Raw genomic sequence first — 22,238 nt, forward strand, 5'->3', positions numbered from 1 at the left:
TCATGCTTTTATTTTTGTTGTTTGAAGCAAAGAGGCATGAAGAATATTTTAATACCCACAGATTTTTCTGAAAATTCATGGAATGCCATAGAATATGCGCTCCATTTTTTCAGTACATCGTCGTGTAACTTCTATTTATTACATGTTAATACAAAGGATGCCGTAGTAAACGATGGTGATACCTATGATAAATATATTGGTACTGAAACAATAACAAAACCTTCAAAAAAATTATTGCATGAAACTTTAAAACGGATTCATGACAATTTTCCAAAAAATCCAAACCATAAATTTTTTACAATTTCAGATAGTAATTATATAACCGATTCTATTAGAGAACAAGTCATACAAAATAGAATTAATCTAATAGTAATGGGCACAAAAGGAGCTACAGGGTTAAAAAAAATAGCTATTGGTACGAATGCAGGCAATGTTATTACAAAAGTAAAGTGCACTACCATGGTGGTGCCAGAGAATGCCAAATACGTAGTACCAAAAGAGATTGCATTTCTAACCGATTTTTCCATCTTTTACCGTCCAGAAACTTTACAGCCAATATTAGATATCATTGAAGCGAATAAAGCAATGGTAAACGTGTTGCATATCAATAAATATGATTTAGCCCTTAATGAAGATCAGAAAAAAAACAAAGAATATTTAGAAGATTACTTTACTAATTACAAGCACAGTTTTTGTTTTTTAACTAATAAGCACATAGAAAATGCCGTGCAGCAGTTTGTAGACGATAAAGGAATAAATTTAATAACCATGTTGGCTAAAAATCTAAATTATTTTCAGCAAATATTATTTCATCCTGCAGTTAATGAAATTAGTTACTATAAAGAGGTGCCTTTTTTGGTATTACATTAACAATGTTTTGAAAAAATTTAATTTTTAAAACTTTACAATGATTAAGAATGGGAAAGTGTGAACAATGCATAATTAAACAATTTAATGCGCTTAAATCGTTGACTAGTCAAGAGCTTGTTCGAATTTCCAATTGTAAAACTTCAAGGTTTATTAAAAAAGGCGAAGTTATTTTCGATGAGGGAGAAGCTATTAATGGTATTTATTGTATTAAAGATGGTATTTGTAAACTTTCTAAGCTTAGCGAAAATGGCAAAGATCAAATTGTAAAAATGGTTGTGAAAGGCCAATTACTCGGTCAGCGCTCTCTTATTACTGATGAAACTTCAAACTTGCAGGCAGTTGCTTTAAACGATATGGAAGTTTGTTTTATTCCAAAAAACGAAATAATTAACGACTTACAAAGTAACTCGAAATTTTCATTTGATGTTTTAAAAGAGATGGCGCACGATTTAAAAGAAGCTGATGATATTATAGTAAATATGGCTCAAAAATCGGTAAGACAACGATTAGGAGAAACATTAGTTTATATTCATGATAGTTTTGGAACCAATTCAGATGGTACATTAAGTGTATTGTTGTCTCGGGAAGATTTTGCCAATATTGTGGGTGCTGCAACAGAGTCTGCTATTAGAATACTTTCTCAGTTTAAAAAGGAAGGCTTAATAATGGCTATTGGTAAACAAATAAAAATAAATGATTTAGAAGGACTCAAGCGTGTGGAATAGCTATTAACTAAGTGCTTTTTTTTAACTTCTTTATTTTTTTTGGTTTTAGCCAAAGCCAAAACCCACTAAAAGCGAGAAAAATTAGGGCTAATGAGGTTGTTGTGGCATACACTAGTTTAAAGTTTTTAGATTCACTTTTAAAAATGAAATCGATAATAGATCCATCATGAATCATTTCAATAATAGTATCTGTGCGTTGTTTAATAGAGGTAATTTTTCCACTAGCACAATCAATTTGTAATTCTGTAAAATGCGACTTAAAACGAACTTTTGCAATACCTTTTGATGGTCTGTAATCTATTCTATCTATTTCTGGTGATAGTTTTAAGGAATCACATATTTCAGTAGCTTTATTTTGAATGAAGTTAAGCGAAACAAGTTTTTTGTTAATAAACCTACTTTTTTCAGTTGAAGGTTTTAGCTGTAATTCATTTTTCCAAGTTAATAAAACACCTGTAATGCCTAATATGAGCATAAAAATTACCATGGGTATGGCAATAAGTTTATGAAATTTTCTGTAGAGTCTGGTTTCTTTCGAGAGTGTTTTAATTTTTGAAATCAATATTTATCAAATATAAGCACCGAAAATATGAAATAAACATAAAATACTTTCTTAAAGGTGTGTTAATGAATTGTACTAACTGTATAAATACATTATTTTTATAATGCTATGATGAGAACGAATGTAAATAAAAAAGGTTTTGTATTTAAAAAATATGAGGCACCTAATATATCTCCTTTTGATAAACTTTTTGAAATTTTTAAAGAGTTGATAACCCATACTTCTGGCGATTTTGATGAAGCCATAGATTGGTTGCGGGAATTAGATAAGGAATATAAACTTACCACTTCAGAATATACTATCGATGATTTTATAGAAGATCTTAAAAAGAAAGGCTATATACGCGAAGAAATTGACCCAGATAGCAATGAAGGAGGTATGGCTATTACAGCTAAAACGGAACGTGCCATACGTCAACAAGCATTAGATCAAGTTTTCGGACAAATAAAGCGTAGTGGTCAAGGCAACCATAAAAGTAAAAACCAAGGCGTTGGCGATGAGCATACAGGCGATTTTAAAAATTATCAATTTGGTGATGCTTTAGATAAAGTTTCCATGACCGAAAGTTTAAAGAATGCACAGATAAATCACGGTATTGCAGATTTTACATTATCTGAAGACGATTTGGTAGTTGAAGAAACACTTCACAAATCGCAAATGAGTACGGTGCTCATGATAGATATAAGCCATAGTATGATTCTGTATGGTGAAGATAGAATAACACCAGCCAAAAAAGTAGCCATGGCTCTGGCGGAATTAATTACGACACGTTATCCAAAAGACACTTTGGATATTTTGGTTTTTGGTAATGATGCATGGCAAATTGAAATTAAAGATTTACCTTATCTAAAAGTAGGTCCGTATCACACAAATACCGTAGCAGGATTGCAATTAGCAATGGATTTATTGCGACGAAAACGCAATACAAACAAACAAATTTTTATGATTACCGATGGTAAACCAAGTTGTTTACGTTTACCAGATGGTGAATATTACAAAAACAGTAATGGCTTAGACACTCATATTGTGAACAAATGTTATATGATGGCTCAGCAGGCAAGACGTCTGCATATTCCCATCACAACATTTATGATTGCCCAAGACCCCTATTTAATGCAATTTGTTAGAGAGTTTACTTACGCCAACCAAGGGAAAGCATTTTATACAGGACTTAAAGGTTTGGGTGAAATGATTTTTGAAGATTATGAAACCAATAGAACAAAGAGAATTAGAGGGTAATCCCCACCTAACCTCCCCAAAGGAGAAAAATAAAAAAAATCAATAAAAAAATACCCTACAACAGTTCCCTCTCCTTTGGAGAGGGTTAGGGAGAGGAGAATATGAAAAACATAAATACATTAGGCGAATTAAAAAAATCAGGTTATCAATCAAAATCTATTAAAGATGAATTAAGAGATAACTTGATTGAGAAATTAAAAAATAAAGAAACTACTTTTGAAGGGGTACATGGTTATCAAAATACCGTAATCCCTGAATTGGAACGGGCTATTTTATCTAGACATAATATTAATTTGTTAGGATTGAGAGGGCAAGCTAAAACACGTCTGGCTCGTTTAATGCTCAATTTATTGGATGAGTATATTCCGTATGTTGAAGGTTCTGAAATTAATGACGACCCATTAAAACCCATATCCAGATTTGCCATGGAGTTAATCAAAGAAAAAGGCGAAAATACTCCAATTTCTTGGTTGCATCGAAGCGAACGTTTTGCAGAGAAACTGGCAACACCTGACGTAACAGTTGCTGATATTATTGGAGATGTAGATCCTATAAAAGCAGCTAATTTAAAGTTGAGTTATGCTGATGATCGTGTGATTCATTATGGCATGATTCCTAGAGCGAATCGTTGCATTTTTGTTATTAATGAATTGCCCGATCTCCAAGCCCGCATTCAAGTAGCCCTCTTCAATATTTTACAAGAAGGCGATATTCAAATTAGAGGATTTAAATTGAGATTGCCCTTGGATATTCAATTTTTGTTTACCGCAAACCCCGAAGATTATACGAATAGAGGAAGCATTGTAACGCCTTTAAAAGATAGAATTGGTTCGCAGATTTTAACCCATTACCCCACAGATATTGAAACTGCAAGGTTGATTACAGAACAAGAAGCTAAATTGGTAGAGGTTCAAAAAGCGACTGTTTTGGTGCCTGATTTAGCAAGAGATTTATTAGAACAAATTGTTTTTGAAGCAAGGGAGAGTGAATTTATCGATGCGAAAAGTGGTGTGAGCGCCAGACTGAGTATTACCGCTTTAGAGAATTTATTAAGTACTGCAGAACGTCGTTCATTAATAGCGGGTGATAAAACAACTACGGTTCGATTAAGTGATTTTGTGGGTATTATTCCCTCTATTATAGGTAAAGTAGAGTTGGTTTATGAAGGTGAACAGGAAGGTGCCGCCATGGTTGCTTACAACTTAATAGGTGAAGCTGTTAAAAGTTTATTTGAAGAATTTTTTCCGAAGATAGAAAAATTAAAAAAGCAAGAAGAAGAAACTCCTTATGACGACATTGTATCATGGTTTTTTAACCAGAAAGAAGGCTTTGAATTGTTAGATGATTTAGGTGATAAAGAATACAAAAAACTACTAGATGCCATTTCACCTTTAAATGATTTGTTAACAGAGCATCAACCCAAATTATTAAAAGAAGATAGTTATTTTGTAAAAGAGTTTGTGCTTTGGGCTTTGGTTGAATTCAAGCAATTAAGTAAACATCGCTTCACAGAGGGTATTCAGTTTAAAGATCCTTACGGCAATTTTATTAGCGGTATTTGAGTTTTTTTAGTTTCCATATTATAAATTTAAGTTTATATAATTTCGGAATTATAAATATTCGCGAGGATAATTCCTATTATATCAATAATATTTTTACAGTTCATTTCTAAACGGATTGAGTCAACTTACGTCTTTATTTTTCATTATATTAAACTCGGAAGTAGTTTTTTAACTATTTGAATTTGAAAGTTTAATATAAAACCATTGCATTTAAAATATGGATATAAGTAAAGAGAATACTATCAGACTTCTGTCTTTTGATATAGACAATACACTCATAAATTTCAACACATTAAAAGGAGGTTTTACAAAAACATGGAATAAGTATAAAACGGATTCTCAAGTATTGCTTACTTATAATACAGGTAGGCTAATAGATGATGTTTTAAATTTAATAAAGAAAGGGATTATACCAGAACCTAATTATATTATTTCTGGCGTTGGTACCCATATATACGATTTCAACAAGAAATGTGTCGTTAAAGAGTTTAATGATGTGCTTGATGATGGCTGGGATATTCAGTCTGTTGAAAATGTGATACAAAACATCAATCATCCTATAAGTGATCAACCTTTAAAATATCAGCATTCCTATAAAAGAAGTTATTTTTTTCATAATGCAACCCAAGAACATATAACCAGTATCGAGCAGGATTTTACAAATGCGAATATGCATATTAATGTGGTGTATTCTGGTGATAAATTTTTAGATATTCTTCCTAAGTGGGCTAATAAAGGCAATGCGTTGCAGTGGTTATTGAGAAAATTGGAGATTGAGGTCTGTAATACTTTGGTTGCTGGAGATAGTGGAAATGATTCAGCTATGTTTAATATGAAAGATGTTAAAGGGATTGTGGTTGCAAATGCTCATGAGGAACTTTATAAATTTACGAAACACAAACAAGTGTATCATGCTGAATGTGCTTATGATAATGGAATTGTAGAAGGATTAGTTCATTACAAAGTTCTACCCGAAGAAGCAAAAATAACCAATCAAGAAGACCACTCTGAAGATTATTATATTAAGCAAGAGTTGAATAATATAGCAGAAGAAGATGAAAATGAAAAAATAGCTTTAATACGGAAAGGTTATGATAAAGCCGTTGAAGCTATTAGAAAGAATATCACGCCGCTTGGCTTCTCAGCCTGTTCTATAGATGATAATATACCAAATGGAACGGATGAAAACTACCATAGTGTATGGGCTAGAGATGGTGCTATAACTGTTATAGGTTCGCTTCCGCTTATTTATGATGAAGAAATTCACAAATGCCAACGTCAAACACTCTTAACGTTATTTGAGCATATTTCACGTAATGGCCAAATTCCATCCAATGTACGAATTAAGGATAATGCGCCAGATTACTCTGGAGTAGGAGGTATCTGTTCCATAGATAGCGGTATTTGGGTAGTTATTGCTTTTTATGAATATGTTAATGTCACTAAAGATATCGAGTTTCTTAGAGATCATATTAGCGATATTAAAGAAACCATGCGATGGTTAGGAGCTCATGATAGTAATAATGATGCCTTATTAGAAATACCCGAAGCAGGGGATTGGACCGATTTATTTGGTAGAAGTTATAATATTCTTTACGATGAAATTCTTTGGTATCGTGCTAATGTATGTTTTGGACGTATGTTAGAAATGTTGGGAGATTATGAACAGGCAGGAGAAAACATCAGATGGTCTCAAGTAATAAAAAAAGAAATTATTGAGAATTTCTGGCCTTCTACAAAACAAAAACCATACTCATCGGTTGCATTTGCAGAACGTCAATTTGCTTTGGGAGATACCACTTATTTAATAGCACAAACAACACCATTCGATTTTAGTTGGCGCTGTGATGTCTTTGGAAATATTTTAGCTTTTTTACATGGTACTATAGATGCCGAAAAAGCGCATCAAACCTTTCGTTTTATGTTAGGTGTGGGAGTTAATGATCCCTTTCCTGTATCAAATGTATACCCTGTAGTATCACCAGGAGATCCAGATTGGCGTCCATATTATACTGTAAATCTTCTAAACTTACCCAACCATTACCATAATGGTGGCATATGGCCGTTTGTGGGAGGATTTTGGGTAAAGTTTGTAAATAAGCTTGGGTTCAAAGATATGGCAATTTCAGAATTGCATAAACTCGCTCTAATTAACAAAGAAGGTGTTAATGAAGAATGGGAGTTTACAGAATGGGCACATGGAGTTACAGGTAAACCCATGGGAAAAGCATATCAAGCATGGTCGGCAGCGCAGTATATTTCTGCTTGCCATGATTTAAAAATAATTAAATAATAATATTAAAAACAGAAAACTATGAAATCAATATTGATGATCTCTTTGCACGGTTATGTCGGTGCAAATGCGGAATTAGGAAAACCAGATACAGGAGGACAAGTTGTTTATGTTTTAGAATTAGCAGAACGTTTTAGCAGACTTGGTAAAAAAGTAGATTTGGTAACTCGCCAATTTGAAGACCAACCAGAATATGATATTGTAGACGAAAATTATAGTGTATGGCGTATCCCTTTTGGTGGTAAAAAGTTTATCAGAAAAGAGGATATGCACGATCATTTAAAAAAGTTTGTAACCAATTGTTTAGCAGCTATTAAAAAGGAAGGTAAAAAATACGATATTGTTTATACCCATTATTGGGATGCGGGTTGGGCAGGACAAAAAATAGCTGAAGAATTAGGTATTTCACATGTACACACACCGCATTCACTTGGTTGGTGGAAACGCCATACTATGGGAAGCGATATGGATGAAGTTGAAATGGAAAAAACGTACCGCTTTAAAGAACGTATTCGTAAAGAATATTTTGTATATCAGATGTGTAACTTCGTTATTGCAACTACTTTACCGCAGGTAGATTTGCTTACAAAACAATATGATGTATTGTCTCGAAATTGTGGCATGATTCCTCCAGGAATTGATGAAAATCGTTTTTTTCCGGTGCCTTCTAAAGAAAATGACAAGGTTCGGTCTAAATATGATATTCACCCTAATGATATTTTGGCTCTAGGCCGTATGGCACATAACAAAGGTTATGATTTGCTCTTGCAAGCATTACCTACGGTGCTTGAACTTTGCCCCGAAGCACGTTTAGTGGCAGCAATAGGAGGTGATTCTGATCAAGATAAAGAAGGTATAGAGAAACTAAAAATATTAGCAGGTGAGTTAGGTGTGATGGATAAAATAAAATGGAAAAACTATATTGCAGATGAGGATTTGGCGAACGTATATCGATCGGCTAATATTTTCGCAATGCCATCAAGATATGAGCCTTTCGGCATGGTAGCTATTGAAGCTATGGCTTGCGGAACTCCCAGTGTGGTAACTGTTCATGGTGGCTTGTATGATTTAATAGACTTTGGAAATCAAGCATTATTTGCCGATCCACACCGTCCTGTAGAATTTGGAGCGATGATGTCTATGCCGCTTTTATACCCGAAATTACGTAATGAATTATCGGTTGAAGGGGCTCGTTTTTCACGTCGAAACTTCGGATGGACAGGTATTGCTAAACGCATACTCAAAATATTTGATAACTCTATCAACCTACAATCTATGGAGTCAAATATCTATACACACTAAAAAAAATAGAGATTAAGATTACCTAGTGTCTCTAGTTTTGATATTATTAGCGCATTGTTGAATTATTTCATGGATGCGCTTTTTTCTAGTGTCTTCTCGCTTTGCCTGATTTAACCAATATAAATAGCTCTTTCTGTAGGAAGGGGCAAAGTTTTTATAGTTATTAAAAGCTATTGCGTTCTTATCAAACGCTATTTGTAAATCATCAGGAATGATGCCTTTTTCAACGGTATCAAGAGCTGTCCAACTACCGTTTTGTTTAGCAATTTTAATAATTTCTAAACCACTATCATGCATTAAATTTTCAAAAATTAAAGTTTCAATATATTTTTTGTTTAAAGCGCTCCAAACACTTTTAGGGTTTCTTGGTGTAAAGTATTGGCGTCGTTTACCTTCACCTAAACTTTTTACAGTAGAATCTATCCAACCATAACATAAGGCTACTTTAACTGCTTCTTCCCAACGCATAGAATCCCTTTCATGTTCTACTTTATAAAAGATGAGGTAAACACCTTTGTGGAATTTATGATTGTTGTGCAACCACTCACGCCATTCTGTGTCTGTTTTAAAATATAATTCGGGTAGTTCCAAAAGAATTAAAGTTTTTTGGTGTTAACATAGAAGTCTGGATCTATTTCAAATGAAGCATTTTTATCATCTAAAACTTTTATTTTCCATTCGGCTGTTGGAAATATCCATGCTTCTTTCTCATTAATACTAACTTGAATAGGCATATCAAACTTATCTATAATATTTGTCCATCTGTATTTTAATTCCTTGTTTTTTATAGAATATTCTAAAGTTGGTATTTTGGTGGTCCTTAAATATTGGTTAAAAAAATGGCTTAAATCAATACCGGTTTCTTTAGCTAAATAGGCTTCGATTTGCTGTGTGGTAACAGTCTGATGGTAAAATGTTCTGTTTAGTCCCCGTAAAATTTGACGCCATTTTTCATCATCTGTAACTAATTGGCGCAAGGTGTGAAGCATATTTCCACCTTTTGGATACATATCTCCAGAGCCTTCTTTATTTACATTATAGTAGCCAATAATAGGAGTGTTGTTATGAATATCTTTACGAGTACCAATAACATATTCGGCAGCAGCCTTTTTGCCATAATAATACTCTACAAATAAGCTTTCAGAATAGTTTGTGAAACTTTCATGAATCCACATGTCAGCAATATCAATGTAGGTGATGTTATTAGCAAACCATTCATGTCCAGATTCATGAATAATAATGAAATCAAATTTTAAACCCCAACCAGTTCCCGATAAATCCCTGCCTAAATAGCCTTTCATGTATTTATTTCCGTAAGTTACAGAACTTTGATGTTCCATGCCTAAATATGGGACTTCTACAAGTTTAAAACCATCAACATAAAATGGATATTGTCCAAACCAATGTTCGAAAGCTTTCATCATTTTAGGGGCATCTTTAAAGTGTTCTTTTGCTTTTTCAAGGTTATCTCTTAAAACGTAATAACTCATATCTAAATTGCCACCTTCTCCATCGTAAACTTCAGAGAAATTAACATAATTACCAATATTAATATTAACACCATAATTGTTTATAGGGTTTTTTACAATCCAACTATAGGTTTTGGTATCATCAATTTGCTCGACACTTTTTAATCTACCATTAGATACATTCATTAAATTGTCTGGAACGTTTACACTAATAAGCATACTGTCCACTTCATCATACATATGGTCTTTACAAGGCCACCAAACACTGGCGCCTAAACCTTGACACGAAGAGGCTATAAAATGATTCCCATTGTTGTCTTTTTTCCAGGAGATACCACCGTCCCATGGGGCGTTTACGGCTTCTTTTGGATGCCCTTCATAATAGACGTCAATACTATTTATATCGTTTATGTTTTGTGGGTCTTTTAAAGTTATGAAATGTGCATTGCCATCATGTTTGATGTCTAATTCTTTATTATTCTGAATGGCTTTTGTGATTTTTAATGGTGGTTGCAAATCAATTTGCATAACCAATTTATTTTCAAGCACTTTATACTTAATGGTGTTTTTACCAGAAATATATTTTTTATCAGGATTCACTTTAATGTCTAAATGGTAATAGGTTAAATCCCACCAAGCGCGCTCTGGAGTGATTGAGCCTCTCAAAGTGTCTTGTCTTGTGAAGTTATTTTTTTCTGAAAGCAATTGAGCTTGTACAGAGATGAATGATAAACAAAAAAGAAGAGAGGTTATTAAAAAACGATGTGTCATAATGTTAAATTGTAATTGTTTTATTTCAGAATATTATTAGGAAAGGTTATTACACTTTCAATATTATTATGTCCAACGGAAGCAATTCCGAAGAAAAAGTTATCGATAACGATTCCCTCTAAAGTGAATTCCAATACATTACCAACATATCTACTGTAGTCCCAGGTTGGCGAAGTGGTGTCTCTCCAATAAATTTTATAGCCTTTGGCTCCTTCAACTTTATCCCATTTAAATTTAGCGGAGGGTTCTACGACTCCTCCAATCGAAACGCTTTTAGGAGGTGGAGGCGCCCAGGCTAAACTCGCTAAATTGATGGCATTTACAGCGGTTAATTTTTTAGCATAATCAAAATTAACGTGCTCTATCACATCTCCATACTTTATGCCATTTTCTTCACGAATATCTTGATGCTGTTGGTTGTAATTTTCATGGGCTTCCATAATTCTTATACCTGCAAAGCCTAAATCGTTAAATGGACGGTGATGACCACCTCGACCGAATCTATCCAGTCTGTATATCATCATGGGATTCATTTCTGGCATATAAGTTTTAGTGGTTTTGTGTATATATCGTGCTAATTGTCTAGAAATACCATCTACTTCACCACCATAAAATCGTCTCAATTCTCTTTCTTTTTCGGTTTCGTTCGCAGGAACAGGTTCAGAAAATATTCTAAATGTTCTGTTGTCAATCACACCATCAACCCCTTTAATATTGCCAATCATGTCATTATTAAAAACACCGATAATATTCCAACCTTGTTTTTTAGCATAAGCAGCTAGTCCAGCACCTCCAAACAACCCTTGTTCTTCACCCGATAAGCCAACATATATAATGCTATTCTCAAATTGATAGTTGGATAAAACTCTAGAAGCTTCAATAGTTCCTGCCATCCCAGAAGCATTGTCGTTGGCACCAGGGGCATCGGTGGAGAAATCCATAGTATTGCTAGCGCGAGAATCAATATCGCCACTCATAATAATGTAATTATTCGGGTATTTTGTCCCTTTTTGAATCGCTATTACGTTTACAATCCAAGCGTCATGAGGCACACGGTTATTCTCTTTTTTAGTCACAAAATCTTTTTGGTAAAAAACGTTTAAACAGTTGTTGCAATCATTTGATATGGTTTCAAATTCGGTTTTAATCCAACGTCTTGCAGCACCTATGCCTCTGGTATTTGAAAGGGTGTCGCTAAAGGTGTTTCGAGTTCCGAAATTAATAAGTTTTTGTATGTTTTTTTCAATACGCTCTTCCGAAATAGCGTCTATAATGCGGTAGAAATCTTCAGGTGTTTGAGCATATGAAATTATAGGTAATAAAGATAGAACTATCAGTTTTTGAAGTTTCATGTTTTTATTTTTTGTAATTGAATTTTACAGTTTCAAGAGCGCCTTGTTCATCATGAATATCAACGTAAATATTCATTTCGTTTGCATTCACTTTTTCAAAAATCATGCCTTCAAAAACGACTTTGTTTGCTGTTATTTGTTTTAACGGAAAATCAATCGTTTCATCTTTAGTTTCCCAACCTTTTAAATCGTTGTTAAAATGTTTTAATTGAAGAATTAATGTGTTATTTACTTCTCTAATTATTTCTATTTCGTAAAAGGCAACTTTATTATTTACTATTAATTTGAAAGTTGCCATCATAGAGTCGCCCGATGGAGTGCTCCAATTCTCTTCGGTTAATCCTCCAAAAGCTTCTCCTTTCCAATTTCCTGAAATCCAAGCAATATTTTTTAATTTAGGATCAAGTACTTTTTCTTGTTGAGCATACATTGAAGTGGCTATAAAAAACACAACAATAAGACTTACTTTTTTCATTTCTTATTTTTTACTAAAATACTTAAAATTAAAAAGCGTTTCAAAAATATATTTTGAAACGCTTTAAAAATAGAGTTAGTCACTATAGGTAATTGCTTTAAAAGCAATATTTATTTTCTTTAATAACTTCTGAAGCTATAATATTTCTTAATTCGATAATATTAGGCATGTTAACATACTTGATATAGCGTTTTAAACCCATAAGCATCATGCGTTGTTCATCGCCAGTGGAGAATGAAATAATAGAGTGTTTTCCAGCAGTTTCAATAACATCAATGGCATGGAATAAATTTAATTTAGCCATCGCTATTTGCTCTTTAGAATTATCTTCTCCTTCTTTTTTAGCAATTTTTTCGGCACGTAATATGGCAGATTCTGCTATATATATTTGAATTAAAATATCTGAAGCCGCTAACATTAATTGTTGATGCTTTTCAATTTCTTCGCCATATTTCTGTAATGCAGCACCTGCAACCATTAAAAATAATTTTTTAAGATTGGCAATAATGCTTTTTTCTTCTGAAAATAATTCTGAAAAATCAGGCGTATCAAAAGATGGAATGCCAGTCAGTTCATTAGCTACTGCCGTAGCAGGACCTAATAAATCTACGTGGCCTTTCATGGCTTTTTTAATAAGCATACCAATACTTAACATGCGGTTAATTTCATTAGTACCTTCATAAATTCTAGCAATACGGGCGTCTCTCCAAGCCGATTCAATAGGGGTTTCTTCCGAGAATCCCATTCCTCCAAAAATTTGAATGCCTTCGTCTGTACATCTTTGGGTGTATTCTGAAACAGCTACTTTTAAGATGGAACATTCAATAGCATATTCTTCAACACCTTTTAGTTCAGCTTCTTGATGGGTGTCTTTTCCGTTATTTTGACGAAGAATAATACGATCTTCAATATTTTTTGCTGCACGATAACTTGCCGCTTCACCAACCCAACAGTTGGTTGCCATCTCTGCTATTTTTTGACGTATGGCACCAAAACTAGAAATAGGTGTATTAAATTGAACGCGTTCATTCGCATATTTTACAGATTCTGTAATAACACGTCTTTGTGCATCTAAACAGGCTGCGGCTAGTTTTATTCTACCAACGTTTAGAGCATTCATAGCTATTTTAAAACCATTACCTCTAGTTGATAACATATTTTCAACAGGAACAACAGTATCGTTAAAAAATACTTGTCTAGTAGAAGACGCACGAATACCTAATTTGTGTTCTTCTTCACCCATAGTAATACCGTTGGGTTTTTTAGGATCGTATTCAACTATAAAGCCAGTAATATTTTTATCATCTTCAATACGAGCAAATACAATCATTAAACTACAGAATCCGGCATTGGAAATCCACATTTTTTGCCCCGTAATACGATATGATTTCCCATCAGCAGACAAAACAGCTTTTGTTTTACCAGAATTGGCGTCACTACCAGCACTTGGTTCTGTTAGGCAGTACGAACCAAACCATTCCCCAGTTGCTAATTTTGGCACATATTTTTGTTTTTGTTCTTCTGTTCCGTAAAGAGTTATTGGCATAGTACCAATACCTGTATGCGCACCGAATGCGGTACTAAAAGATCCTGTGGCACCAGAAATATAGTCGCATACCAACATCGTATCTATAAACCCCATACCCATGCCACCATACTCGGTAGGAACAGATATGCTTAAGAACCCCATTTCGCCAGCTTTTCGCATACAAGACTCTGTTAAGGCATAATCTTTTGCTTCGAAACGCGCTTTATTAGGCCAAATTTCTCTATCAACAAATTCGGTTACCGCCTCTTTCATCATCAATTGTTCTTCAGAGAAATCCTCAGGGGTGAATATATCTTCACAATTTGTTTCTTTAACCAAGAATTGGCCACCTCTTAAAATATCTTTTTCTGTTGCTTCCATTTTCCTCTCCCAAGCCTTTCCAAAGGAGAAGGCTTTTTTTGGGTATTTTTAATTAATAATATATTTTTGTTCTTTATTTCTTTTCAATTGCACCTTCCATCCAGAGAAGTTTAGGTGGGGGTTTTTAATTCAAAAATTCAAAAATGCCACAAGCACCTTGCCCTGTACCAACGCACATGGTAACGGCACCATATTTATTTTTCATATCTCGTTTGCGCATTTCATCAAATAATTGCACAGAAAGTTTTGCACCAGTACAACCCAGTGGATGCCCTAAGGCAATCGCACCTCCATTTACATTCACTATATCAGGGTTGAGGTTTAATTCTCTTATTACAGCTAAAGATTGTGATGCAAAAGCTTCGTTTAATTCAATAAGATCTAAATCTTTTTGTCCTAATCCTGCTTGTTTTAATGCTTTCGGGATGGCTTTTACAGGGCCAATTCCCATGATACGAGGCTCAACACCAACAGCTGCATAACTTACTAAACGGGCAATAGGTTCGAGGTTTAATTCTTTAACCATGTCTTCACTCATAATCATTACAAAAGCAGCGCCATCACTCATTTGTGAGGAGTTTCCCGCGGTAACACTTCCATTAGCGGCAAACACGGGTCTTAATTTCGCTAAAGCTTCCAGACTTGTTCCAGCACGAGGGCCTTCATCCTTAGTTATTGTATAAGATTTTGTTGCTTTTTTTCCGTTAGCATCAATATAAATTTGCTCTACATTTATAGGAACAATTTGGTCTTGAAAGCGGTTTTCGGCTTGTGCTTTTAATGCTTTCATATGAGAATTAAAAGCAAACGCATCTTGATCTTCTCGAGATACTTTAAATTGGTTGGCAACAGCTTCCGCAGTGTTTCCCATACCCCAATAGTAATCTTCATGACCAGCTTTTACCGTATCGTAATTTAACTCTGGTTTAAATCCTGTCATAGGTACTGAACTCATACTTTCGGAACCTCCAGCAATAATACAATCGGCCATTCCTGTTTGAATTTTTGCTGTTGCAATACCAATAGTTTCAATTCCAGAAGAACAAAAACGGTTTACGGTAACACCAGGTACATCGACACTATTTAAACCAATTAGTGAGATAAATCGTGCCATATTAAGTCCTTGAGCTCCTTCGGGCATGGCATTACCTACAATAACATCGTCTATACGTTTTACATCTAGATTGGGTAATTCTTTCATCATGTATTGGATGGTTTCAGCACCCAATTCATCGGCTCTTTTAAAGCGAAAGACACCTTTTGGTGCTTTACCAACAGCAGTTCTGTATGCTTTTACTATATATGCTTGTTTCATTTTTTATGCTTTAGGCTTCAAGCGGTATGCTTTAAGCTTATATATTTATAAATAATTTTAGCCTATTGCTTATAGCATAAGGCTTATAGCGTCACAACTAGTTGCGAAGTGGTTTCCCGGTTTTCAACATATGCTGAATACGTTCTAAGGTTTTACGTTCTGTACATAAACTTAAAAAGGCTTCGCGTTCTAGGTCAAGTAAATATTGTTCACTTACTAATGTTGGTTCAGATAAATCGCCACCTGCCATAACATAGGCTAATTTGTTTGCTATTTTTTGGTCATGTTCGCTTATATAATTACTGTCTTGCATAGCATCTGTTCCAACTAAAAACATTCCTAAGGCTTGTTTTCCTAAAACTTTCACATCTGTACGTTTTACTGGTTGCGTATAGCCAATGTCAGCCATTAATTTAGCATGTGCTTTTGCAGTAGCCAGTTGCCTGTCTTTATTTACCACTACAATATCTTTACCTGTTTGAAGCACACCCATGTCAAATGCTTCATAAGCTGAAGTGGCCACTTTTGCCATTCCTATTGTTAAAAAATATTCTTGTAAAGTATTCAATTCTACATCACCTTTATTGAAAGTATCAGAAGCTCTTAAAGCCATTTCTTTTGATCCACCTCCACCAGGAATAACACCAACTCCAAACTCTACAAGACCAATATATGTTTCGGCCGCAGCCACTACTTTATCTGCGTGCATCGATAATTCACAACCGCCACCAAGGGTCATACCATGGGGCGCGGACACCGTTGGAATTGATGAGTAACGCATACGCATCATCGTATCTTGAAAATATTTGATGGCTGCATTCAATTCGTCGTATTCTTGCTCCACTGCCATCATAAAAATCATGCCTATATTGGCGCCAACCGAGAAGTTTGCAGCTTGATTACCAATAACCAAACCAGCAAAGTCTTTTTCAGCAATATCGATTGCTTTATTTAATCCGGCTAAAACATCGCCGCCAATGGTGTTCATTTTAGATTGAAATTCGCAGTTTAAGATACCATCACCCAAGTCTTCTACAACAACTCCTGTATTTTTAAATACTTCTTTAGATTTTCTAATGTTATCTAAAATGATAAAAGCATCTTGTCCCGGTATTTTTTCTTGTGATTTTTTAGGAATATCATAAAAGTGAGTCGCTCCATTTTTCACAGTATAAAATGAGGTGCTTCCAGAAGCTAACATGTCATTAACCCAAGTAGCTGTTTCTAGACCTTCCGCTTTCATTATTTCGATACCTTTTTCTACACCTACCGCATCCCAGATTTGGAAAGGACCATGTTCCCAACCAAAACCAGCTTTCATGGCATCATCAATTTTATATAATTCATCTGTAATTTCTGGAATTCTATGTGAAACATACGCAAACATGGAAGCGAAATTTTTTCTATAAAAATCGCCTGCTTTATCTTTTCCTGAAACTAGAATTTTAAAACGATCAATAACTTTGTCGATAGTTTTAGTTAATTCAAGTGTTGCAAATTTTGCTTTTTTTGAAGGGTTATATTCTAAAGTATTTAAGTCTAAAGCTAAAATATCTTTACCTTCTTTTTTATAAAATCCTTGTCCCGACTTGCTTCCTAACCATTTATTTTCCATCATGGTATGGATGAAATCCGGTAGTTTGAAAAGTGCGTGTGCTTCGTCGTTAGGGCAGTTTTCATAAATACCGTTGGCAACATGTACTAACGTATCTAATCCTACAACATCAACTGTTCTGAAGGTTGCTGATTTTGGACGCCCAATAACGGGACCTGTTAACTTATCTACTTCTTCAACCGTTAATCCTAATGATTTCACTTGATGAAATAAACTTTGTATTCCAAAAATACCAATACGATTTCCTATAAATGCAGGTGTATCTTTAGCAATTACTGATGTTTTTCCAAGGAATTGTTCACCATAACCGTTTAAGAATTCTAAAACTGAAGCATCTGTTTTAGGACCAGGTATAATTTCGAATAATTTTAAATAACGGGCTGGGTTAAAAAAATGCGTTCCGCAGAAATGTTTTTGAAAATCTTCTGATCTTCCTTCACTCATAAAGTGAATAGGGATGCCAGAAGTGTTCGAAGTAATTAAAGTTCCTGGTGTTCTATGTTTTTCTAACTTTTCAAAAACGCTTTTTTTAATATCGAGGCGTTCGACAACAACCTCCATAATCCAATCTACTTGTGAAACTTTAGAAATATCATCTTCTAAATTCCCTGTTGTAATTCTATTGGCAAAACTAGGATGATAAATAGGTGAGGGTTTCGATTTTAATGAGGCAGCTAATGCATCATTTACCAATCGGTTTCTTACTACTTTATCTTCAAGGGTTAATCCTTTTGCTTTTTCTACATCCTTTAATTCTCTTGGAATAATATCAAGCAATAATACATCTACGCCAATATTTGCGAAATGGCATGCAATACCACTTCCCATAATTCCAGAGCCTATGATGGCTATTTTTTTAATTCTTCGTTTGCTCATTTTAAATTAATTGTCGTTTTGATCGTATATTTTTTTATTACATATCATGTCGCTAATTACATCGGCAACTTCATAAAAGTTTTTTAACTTTTCTTCAGTAATATTTTTTTTAATGGTTTCATTAAAGGTTAAAACTTTTTCTTTAGAATTGGTTCTTTTTTCACGTCCAAAATCGGTAAGACGGATGATAACCCCTCTACCATCTTCTGGGTTTGGATGACGTTCTATTAATCCTTTTGCTTGCATTGTTTTTAATATTCTAGATAAACTGGTCGCTTCCATTCCCATTTTAGGTCCTAATGCCGTTGAAGGTGTTCCTTTTTCGGGGTCTATACTTAATAATGTGAAACCAGTTGCCATAGTGCTTTCAAATTTAGCAGCTTCTTCATTATACATTTTTTGAACTGCAAGCCAAGTAGTTCGTAATATATAATCAATCGTTCTTTCCTTCATAGTTATTTGGTAGGTTACTCCAAATATATGAAATTATATTATGCGTGCATAATATAATTAAAGAAATTATAATGTTTTTATTTTTGAGAGTATTTAAAAATTGAAACTAAGGTCGGTAAATTTTTTCAATAAGGTTTGCGTATTTTTCTTTAATAACTTTACGTTTTAATTTCATTGTGGGAGTTAGGTGTCCAGCTTCAACAGTCCAAGTATCTGGAGTTATTTCAAACTTTTTTATTTGCTCCCAATGGCCAAAGTTGATGTTGGCTTTATCTATTTCACTTTGAATACGTTCATGCAGTTGGGTGTTTATAATAAGGTCGTTGGTACTGGTAAAGATTATCTTGTGTATTTTAGCCCACTCTTTGACAAAATCAAAGTTGACTTGTATTAGAGCTGCTGGCATTTTTTCACCTTCACCAATAACCATGATTTGTTCTATAAAACGAGATTGTTTGAATTGATTTTCAAGAAGTGCAGGAGCTACATATTTTCCGCCAGACGTTTTAAACATTTCCTTTTTCCGATCTGTGATTTTTAAAAAACCATCGGGATCAAATTCGCCAATGTCTCCAGTATGAAAATAACCGTCTGTCATGACTTCATTTGTTTTTACAGGATCTTTAAAATAGCCTAACATAACATTGGGGCCTTTTACCAGAATTTCACCATCTTCAGCAATTTTAACTTCCACATGATCAATTATTTTCCCAACGGTTCCTACTCTAAAACCAGCATTTCGCATATCGTTCACAGAAATAACGGGTGAGGTTTCGGTAAGACCATAACCTTCCATTATGGGTAATCCTGCCGCTGCGAAAACTCGGGTTAATCTTGTTTGTAATGCGGCACTACCCGAAACCATAATTTCTAAATTACCGCCTAAACCTTCCTGCCATTTGCTAAAGATAAGCTTTTTAGCTATTTTTAATTGAAACTCATACCACCAACCATTTTTGCCATAAGGTTCAAATTTCAGCCCTAAATTTAAAGCCCAAAAAAACAGCATTTTTTTGATACCTTTTAAATCGGTTCCTTTCGCTACAATTTTATCATATACTTTTTCATATAAACGAGGGACAGCTGTCATAACATTAGGTTTGACTTCTTTTAAGTTATCGCTCATTTTTTCAATAGACTCTGCAAAATAAATTTCAACACCGCAGTACATGTATAAGTACAGAATCATACGTTCAAAAACATGACAAATAGGAAGAAAGCTTAAAGCTTTGGATTTTCCATAATGAAACGGCACACGTTTTTCGCTATCTAACACATTTGATACTAAATTGTTATGGGAAAGCATAACGCCTTTTGGCTTTCCTGTAGTGCCAGAGGTGTAAATTAATGTTGCCAAATCGGAAGGTTTTACAACGTCTTTCCTTGCTTCAACTTCTGTTTGATTGCCTATGTCTTCACCTAGTTTGAATATATCGGACCAATGATTTTCACCTTCAATAGTATCAAAAGTATATATGTTTTTTAGGTTGGTTTTATTCTTTATGGCATTTAATTTTTCAAGAACTTCCACATCAGAAACAAAACAATACATAGATTCTGAATGGTTTAAAATATATTCATAATCTTCAGAAGAAATGGTAGGATAAATAGGCACGTTTTGTGCCCCCGTTTGTAGTATTCCAATATCTAAAACATTCCATTCTGTTCTGTTTGTAGAAGAAATAACCGCAATTTTATCGTTTGGTTTTATGCCTAAGCGAAGTAAGCCTCTGCTTATTGCATTTGCTTGATTGATAAATTCTTGTGTAGATATTGATTTCCATGCACCATTGTATTTAGTAGTAAATGCTTTATCTAGATTGTAAGTTTCTAATTGATGATAAGGAAAATCAAAAATTCTAGTAATATTAGCCATTTGTTCTTTAGATATTTCTTGTTATGCAAAGTATGAAAATAAATGAGATTTTCAAATTGATAAAAAAATGTTGTAAAAAGAAAATAATTCTTATAACATGTGGATGAATATTATTCTTTTATAATTCTAAAGGTTTCAACGGCGTTTTTATTATGTGCTTTTAAAATATAAACACCTGTTGGTAAATTAGACATGTTAATAGAATTGTTTGTATTGGAATTGCCTTGAGTTATTAGCTTACCTGCGTAATCGAATATTAAATAATTATAATTTTCAAAAGATAAATTTTTGATGTTGATAATGTCTTTTGTTGGATTTGGATATATGTAAGGCTTATTAATCAATCCACTATTTTTAACAGAAGGTGTTTCTGTTTGAATTACTTCGGCGTTTTTACACGCAAATTCTAAATAGTTTTGCAAATCATATCGGTCATGAGTCTTTTCATAACCTAGTTGTTTCGCTTTTTGCAATAATTTGCAAGCTTTTGTATAATTTCCTAAATCATGATAAACAACACCAAGGTTTCTGTAAGCAAACGAATTGTTCTCGTTTAATTTGATAGCTTCTTTTAAATCTGTAATCCCTTTATCAGATTGACCTAATTTATGATAAATAAAACCTCTTAGTGTCCTTATATCTCTTTCAACTCCTCCAGTGCCATATTTTATTAAGTTTGATTCCTGCATAAAAGCAAGATTAACATGGTCTAGTGCTTTTTTATAATCTTCAAAATCTGTATATAAACCAGCCAATGCTCGATGACTAAACTCATGATCTGGTCTTTTTTCTAAGGCTTTCTTAAGGTAATATTCTGCAAGTCTATAAGATTTAATACTATATAAATAGGAGCCCAAGTTATATATTAATCGTTTGTCTTCAGGGTTGCATTTAAGAGCTTTATATTTATATTGAGTGGCATAATTTTTCATTTCATATTCTCCATAAATACTTGCTTTTGAGTCATATATGTTTGCTAAAAGTTTATTTGGAACATTGATTTTTTTCTCTTTTGAAAGTTTTAAAAGTTTGGATTCTATTTTGCTGAAATCATGAAGTGCTAAGGTATTATTACCTAATAATTGCCTTATATGTGCACGACGAAGTTGCAATTTAAAGTCGTTTGGATTTTCGCTTAATTTGTTATTTAGGTGTTTCAATTTTTCATGAATGGTTTTTATTTTTTCTTCATCCTTTTTGTTAAATTCCAAAATAGGGTCTTTGCGTTCTATGAGTTTGCCTTTTTCAAATCTCCAAATGGTAACTTTCTTTCCTGACTTGTTATATTTATAAGATAAACCATTATAATATCCATTTTTGTAATGAAAATCTTCATTTAATTCTCCCGATTTATAGAATGTTTTAATACGTATTAATTTTTTATCATTTCCATACAATCTTTCTATGGCAAGGATACTGTCTCTATAATAAATACGTTTTACGCTGTTTTCTTTACCTTGAGCAAACAGATAAAAAGGAATAAAAACAAGTGAAATTAAGAAGTAGTTTTTCATTAGGTAAATTCAAATAAGAAAAAAAAGCTTCTACTAAAGTAAAAGCTTTTTATTAATAAT

Annotated in this window: 17 protein-coding genes; 6 read left to right on the plus strand and 11 right to left on the minus strand. The window is 33.6% G+C overall.

The annotated features are described in order from the left end of the window. The first annotated feature begins 36 nt into the window (after nucleotides 1-36). Both QLS71_RS11030 and QLS71_RS11035 read left to right on the plus strand, forming a co-directional pair. Nucleotides 37-870, plus strand: a complete 834-nt coding sequence (locus QLS71_RS11030) for a universal stress protein (RefSeq protein WP_308993018.1) — start codon at nucleotides 37-39, stop codon at nucleotides 868-870. A 47-nt stretch (nucleotides 871-917) separates the two neighbouring features. Then, nucleotides 918-1,595: a Crp/Fnr family transcriptional regulator gene (locus tag QLS71_RS11035; protein WP_308993019.1), complete on the plus strand. Its 678-nt coding sequence runs from the start codon at nucleotides 918-920 to the stop codon at nucleotides 1,593-1,595. A 7-nt stretch (nucleotides 1,596-1,602) separates the two neighbouring features. Here the strand turns inward: QLS71_RS11035 and QLS71_RS11040 are convergent, their stop codons facing one another. Further along, nucleotides 1,603-2,157 (minus strand): PepSY domain-containing protein, encoded by a 555-nt coding sequence (locus QLS71_RS11040; RefSeq protein WP_308993020.1) that lies wholly within the window; start codon nucleotides 2,155-2,157, stop codon nucleotides 1,603-1,605. Nucleotides 2,158-2,268: 111 nt separating this feature from the next. Here QLS71_RS11040 and QLS71_RS11045 point away from each other — a divergent pair, with 111 nt between their 5' ends. The 4 genes from QLS71_RS11045 (at nucleotide 2,269) to QLS71_RS11060 (ending at nucleotide 8,553) form a co-directional block, all read left to right on the plus strand. After that, nucleotides 2,269-3,396, plus strand: a complete 1,128-nt coding sequence (locus tag QLS71_RS11045) for a VWA domain-containing protein (protein ID WP_308993081.1) — start codon at nucleotides 2,269-2,271, stop codon at nucleotides 3,394-3,396. Between the two features lie 101 nt (nucleotides 3,397-3,497). Then, entirely contained in the window at nucleotides 3,498-4,958 is a 1,461-nt protein-coding gene (locus tag QLS71_RS11050) for a magnesium chelatase (protein ID WP_308993021.1), read from the plus strand. A gap of 217 nt (nucleotides 4,959-5,175) precedes the next feature. Further along, entirely contained in the window at nucleotides 5,176-7,251 is a 2,076-nt protein-coding gene (locus QLS71_RS11055; protein WP_308993022.1) for an HAD-IIB family hydrolase, read from the plus strand. Between the two features lie 21 nt (nucleotides 7,252-7,272). Then, a complete protein-coding gene (locus tag QLS71_RS11060) occupies nucleotides 7,273-8,553 on the plus strand; it encodes a glycosyltransferase (RefSeq protein ID WP_308993023.1) in 1,281 nt (426 codons plus the stop codon). 18 nt (nucleotides 8,554-8,571) lie between these two features. On the opposite strand, the gene QLS71_RS11065 is transcribed toward QLS71_RS11060, so the two are convergent. The 10 genes from QLS71_RS11065 to QLS71_RS11110 form a co-directional block, all read right to left on the minus strand. Then, the gene (locus QLS71_RS11065; RefSeq protein ID WP_308993024.1) at nucleotides 8,572-9,144 is read right to left on the minus strand and encodes a YdeI/OmpD-associated family protein; all 573 of its coding nucleotides are present in this window, start codon (nucleotides 9,142-9,144) and stop codon (nucleotides 8,572-8,574) included. Nucleotides 9,145-9,149: 5 nt separating this feature from the next. Next, nucleotides 9,150-10,793 carry a M1 family metallopeptidase gene (locus QLS71_RS11070; RefSeq protein WP_308993025.1) on the minus strand — a complete coding sequence of 548 codons (1,644 nt, stop codon included), beginning with the start codon at nucleotides 10,791-10,793 and terminating at the stop codon, nucleotides 9,150-9,152. Between the two features lie 20 nt (nucleotides 10,794-10,813). Beyond that, entirely contained in the window at nucleotides 10,814-12,145 is a 1,332-nt protein-coding gene (locus QLS71_RS11075; protein WP_308993026.1) for a M28 family metallopeptidase, read from the minus strand. A 4-nt stretch (nucleotides 12,146-12,149) separates the two neighbouring features. After that, complete coding sequence (locus QLS71_RS11080) at nucleotides 12,150-12,620, minus strand: DUF6265 family protein (protein WP_308993027.1); 471 nt, start codon at nucleotides 12,618-12,620, stop codon at nucleotides 12,150-12,152. Nucleotides 12,621-12,717: 97 nt separating this feature from the next. Then, nucleotides 12,718-14,529, minus strand: coding sequence for an acyl-CoA dehydrogenase family protein (locus QLS71_RS11085; RefSeq protein ID WP_308993028.1), 1,812 nt, complete (start codon nucleotides 14,527-14,529; stop codon nucleotides 12,718-12,720). 124 nt (nucleotides 14,530-14,653) lie between these two features. After that, nucleotides 14,654-15,844, minus strand: coding sequence for an acetyl-CoA C-acyltransferase (locus tag QLS71_RS11090; RefSeq protein WP_308993029.1), 1,191 nt, complete (start codon nucleotides 15,842-15,844; stop codon nucleotides 14,654-14,656). 97 nt (nucleotides 15,845-15,941) lie between these two features. Continuing rightward, complete coding sequence (locus tag QLS71_RS11095; protein WP_308993030.1) at nucleotides 15,942-18,335, minus strand: 3-hydroxyacyl-CoA dehydrogenase NAD-binding domain-containing protein; 2,394 nt, start codon at nucleotides 18,333-18,335, stop codon at nucleotides 15,942-15,944. A gap of 6 nt (nucleotides 18,336-18,341) precedes the next feature. After that, nucleotides 18,342-18,788 carry a MarR family winged helix-turn-helix transcriptional regulator gene (locus QLS71_RS11100; protein WP_308993031.1) on the minus strand — a complete coding sequence of 149 codons (447 nt, stop codon included), beginning with the start codon at nucleotides 18,786-18,788 and terminating at the stop codon, nucleotides 18,342-18,344. A gap of 106 nt (nucleotides 18,789-18,894) precedes the next feature. Further along, nucleotides 18,895-20,664, minus strand: coding sequence for a long-chain fatty acid--CoA ligase (locus QLS71_RS11105; RefSeq protein ID WP_308993032.1), 1,770 nt, complete (start codon nucleotides 20,662-20,664; stop codon nucleotides 18,895-18,897). A gap of 110 nt (nucleotides 20,665-20,774) precedes the next feature. Beyond that, the gene (locus QLS71_RS11110; protein WP_308993033.1) at nucleotides 20,775-22,178 is read right to left on the minus strand and encodes a T9SS type A sorting domain-containing protein; all 1,404 of its coding nucleotides are present in this window, start codon (nucleotides 22,176-22,178) and stop codon (nucleotides 20,775-20,777) included. Between the last annotated feature and the right edge of the window lie 60 nt (nucleotides 22,179-22,238).

It is taken from the genome of Mariniflexile litorale (assembly GCF_031128465.2).
GTDB classification, from domain to species: Bacteria; Bacteroidota; Bacteroidia; order Flavobacteriales; family Flavobacteriaceae; genus Mariniflexile; species Mariniflexile litorale.

Bases quoted from the DNA above. Each gene is read 5' to 3' on its own strand.
- QLS71_RS11030 (WP_308993018.1), top strand. From the start codon at position 37: ATGAAGAATATTTTAATACCCACAGATTTTTCTGAAAATTCATGGAAT.
- QLS71_RS11035 (WP_308993019.1), top strand. From the start codon at position 918: ATGGGAAAGTGTGAACAATGCATAATTAAACAATTTAATGCGCTTAAA.
- QLS71_RS11045 (WP_308993081.1), top strand. From the start codon at position 2,269: ATGAGAACGAATGTAAATAAAAAAGGTTTTGTATTTAAAAAATATGAG.
- QLS71_RS11050 (WP_308993021.1), top strand. From the start codon at position 3,498: ATGAAAAACATAAATACATTAGGCGAATTAAAAAAATCAGGTTATCAA.
- QLS71_RS11055 (WP_308993022.1), top strand. From the start codon at position 5,176: ATGGATATAAGTAAAGAGAATACTATCAGACTTCTGTCTTTTGATATA.
- QLS71_RS11060 (WP_308993023.1), top strand. From the start codon at position 7,273: ATGAAATCAATATTGATGATCTCTTTGCACGGTTATGTCGGTGCAAAT.
- QLS71_RS11070 (WP_308993025.1), bottom strand. From the start codon at position 10,793: ATGACACATCGTTTTTTAATAACCTCTCTTCTTTTTTGTTTATCATTC.
- QLS71_RS11075 (WP_308993026.1), bottom strand. From the start codon at position 12,145: ATGAAACTTCAAAAACTGATAGTTCTATCTTTATTACCTATAATTTCA.
- QLS71_RS11080 (WP_308993027.1), bottom strand. From the start codon at position 12,620: ATGAAAAAAGTAAGTCTTATTGTTGTGTTTTTTATAGCCACTTCAATG.
- QLS71_RS11085 (WP_308993028.1), bottom strand. From the start codon at position 14,529: ATGGAAGCAACAGAAAAAGATATTTTAAGAGGTGGCCAATTCTTGGTT.
- QLS71_RS11090 (WP_308993029.1), bottom strand. From the start codon at position 15,844: ATGAAACAAGCATATATAGTAAAAGCATACAGAACTGCTGTTGGTAAA.
- QLS71_RS11095 (WP_308993030.1), bottom strand. From the start codon at position 18,335: ATGAGCAAACGAAGAATTAAAAAAATAGCCATCATAGGCTCTGGAATT.
- QLS71_RS11100 (WP_308993031.1), bottom strand. From the start codon at position 18,788: ATGAAGGAAAGAACGATTGATTATATATTACGAACTACTTGGCTTGCA.
- QLS71_RS11105 (WP_308993032.1), bottom strand. From the start codon at position 20,664: ATGGCTAATATTACTAGAATTTTTGATTTTCCTTATCATCAATTAGAA.
- QLS71_RS11110 (WP_308993033.1), bottom strand. From the start codon at position 22,178: ATGAAAAACTACTTCTTAATTTCACTTGTTTTTATTCCTTTTTATCTG.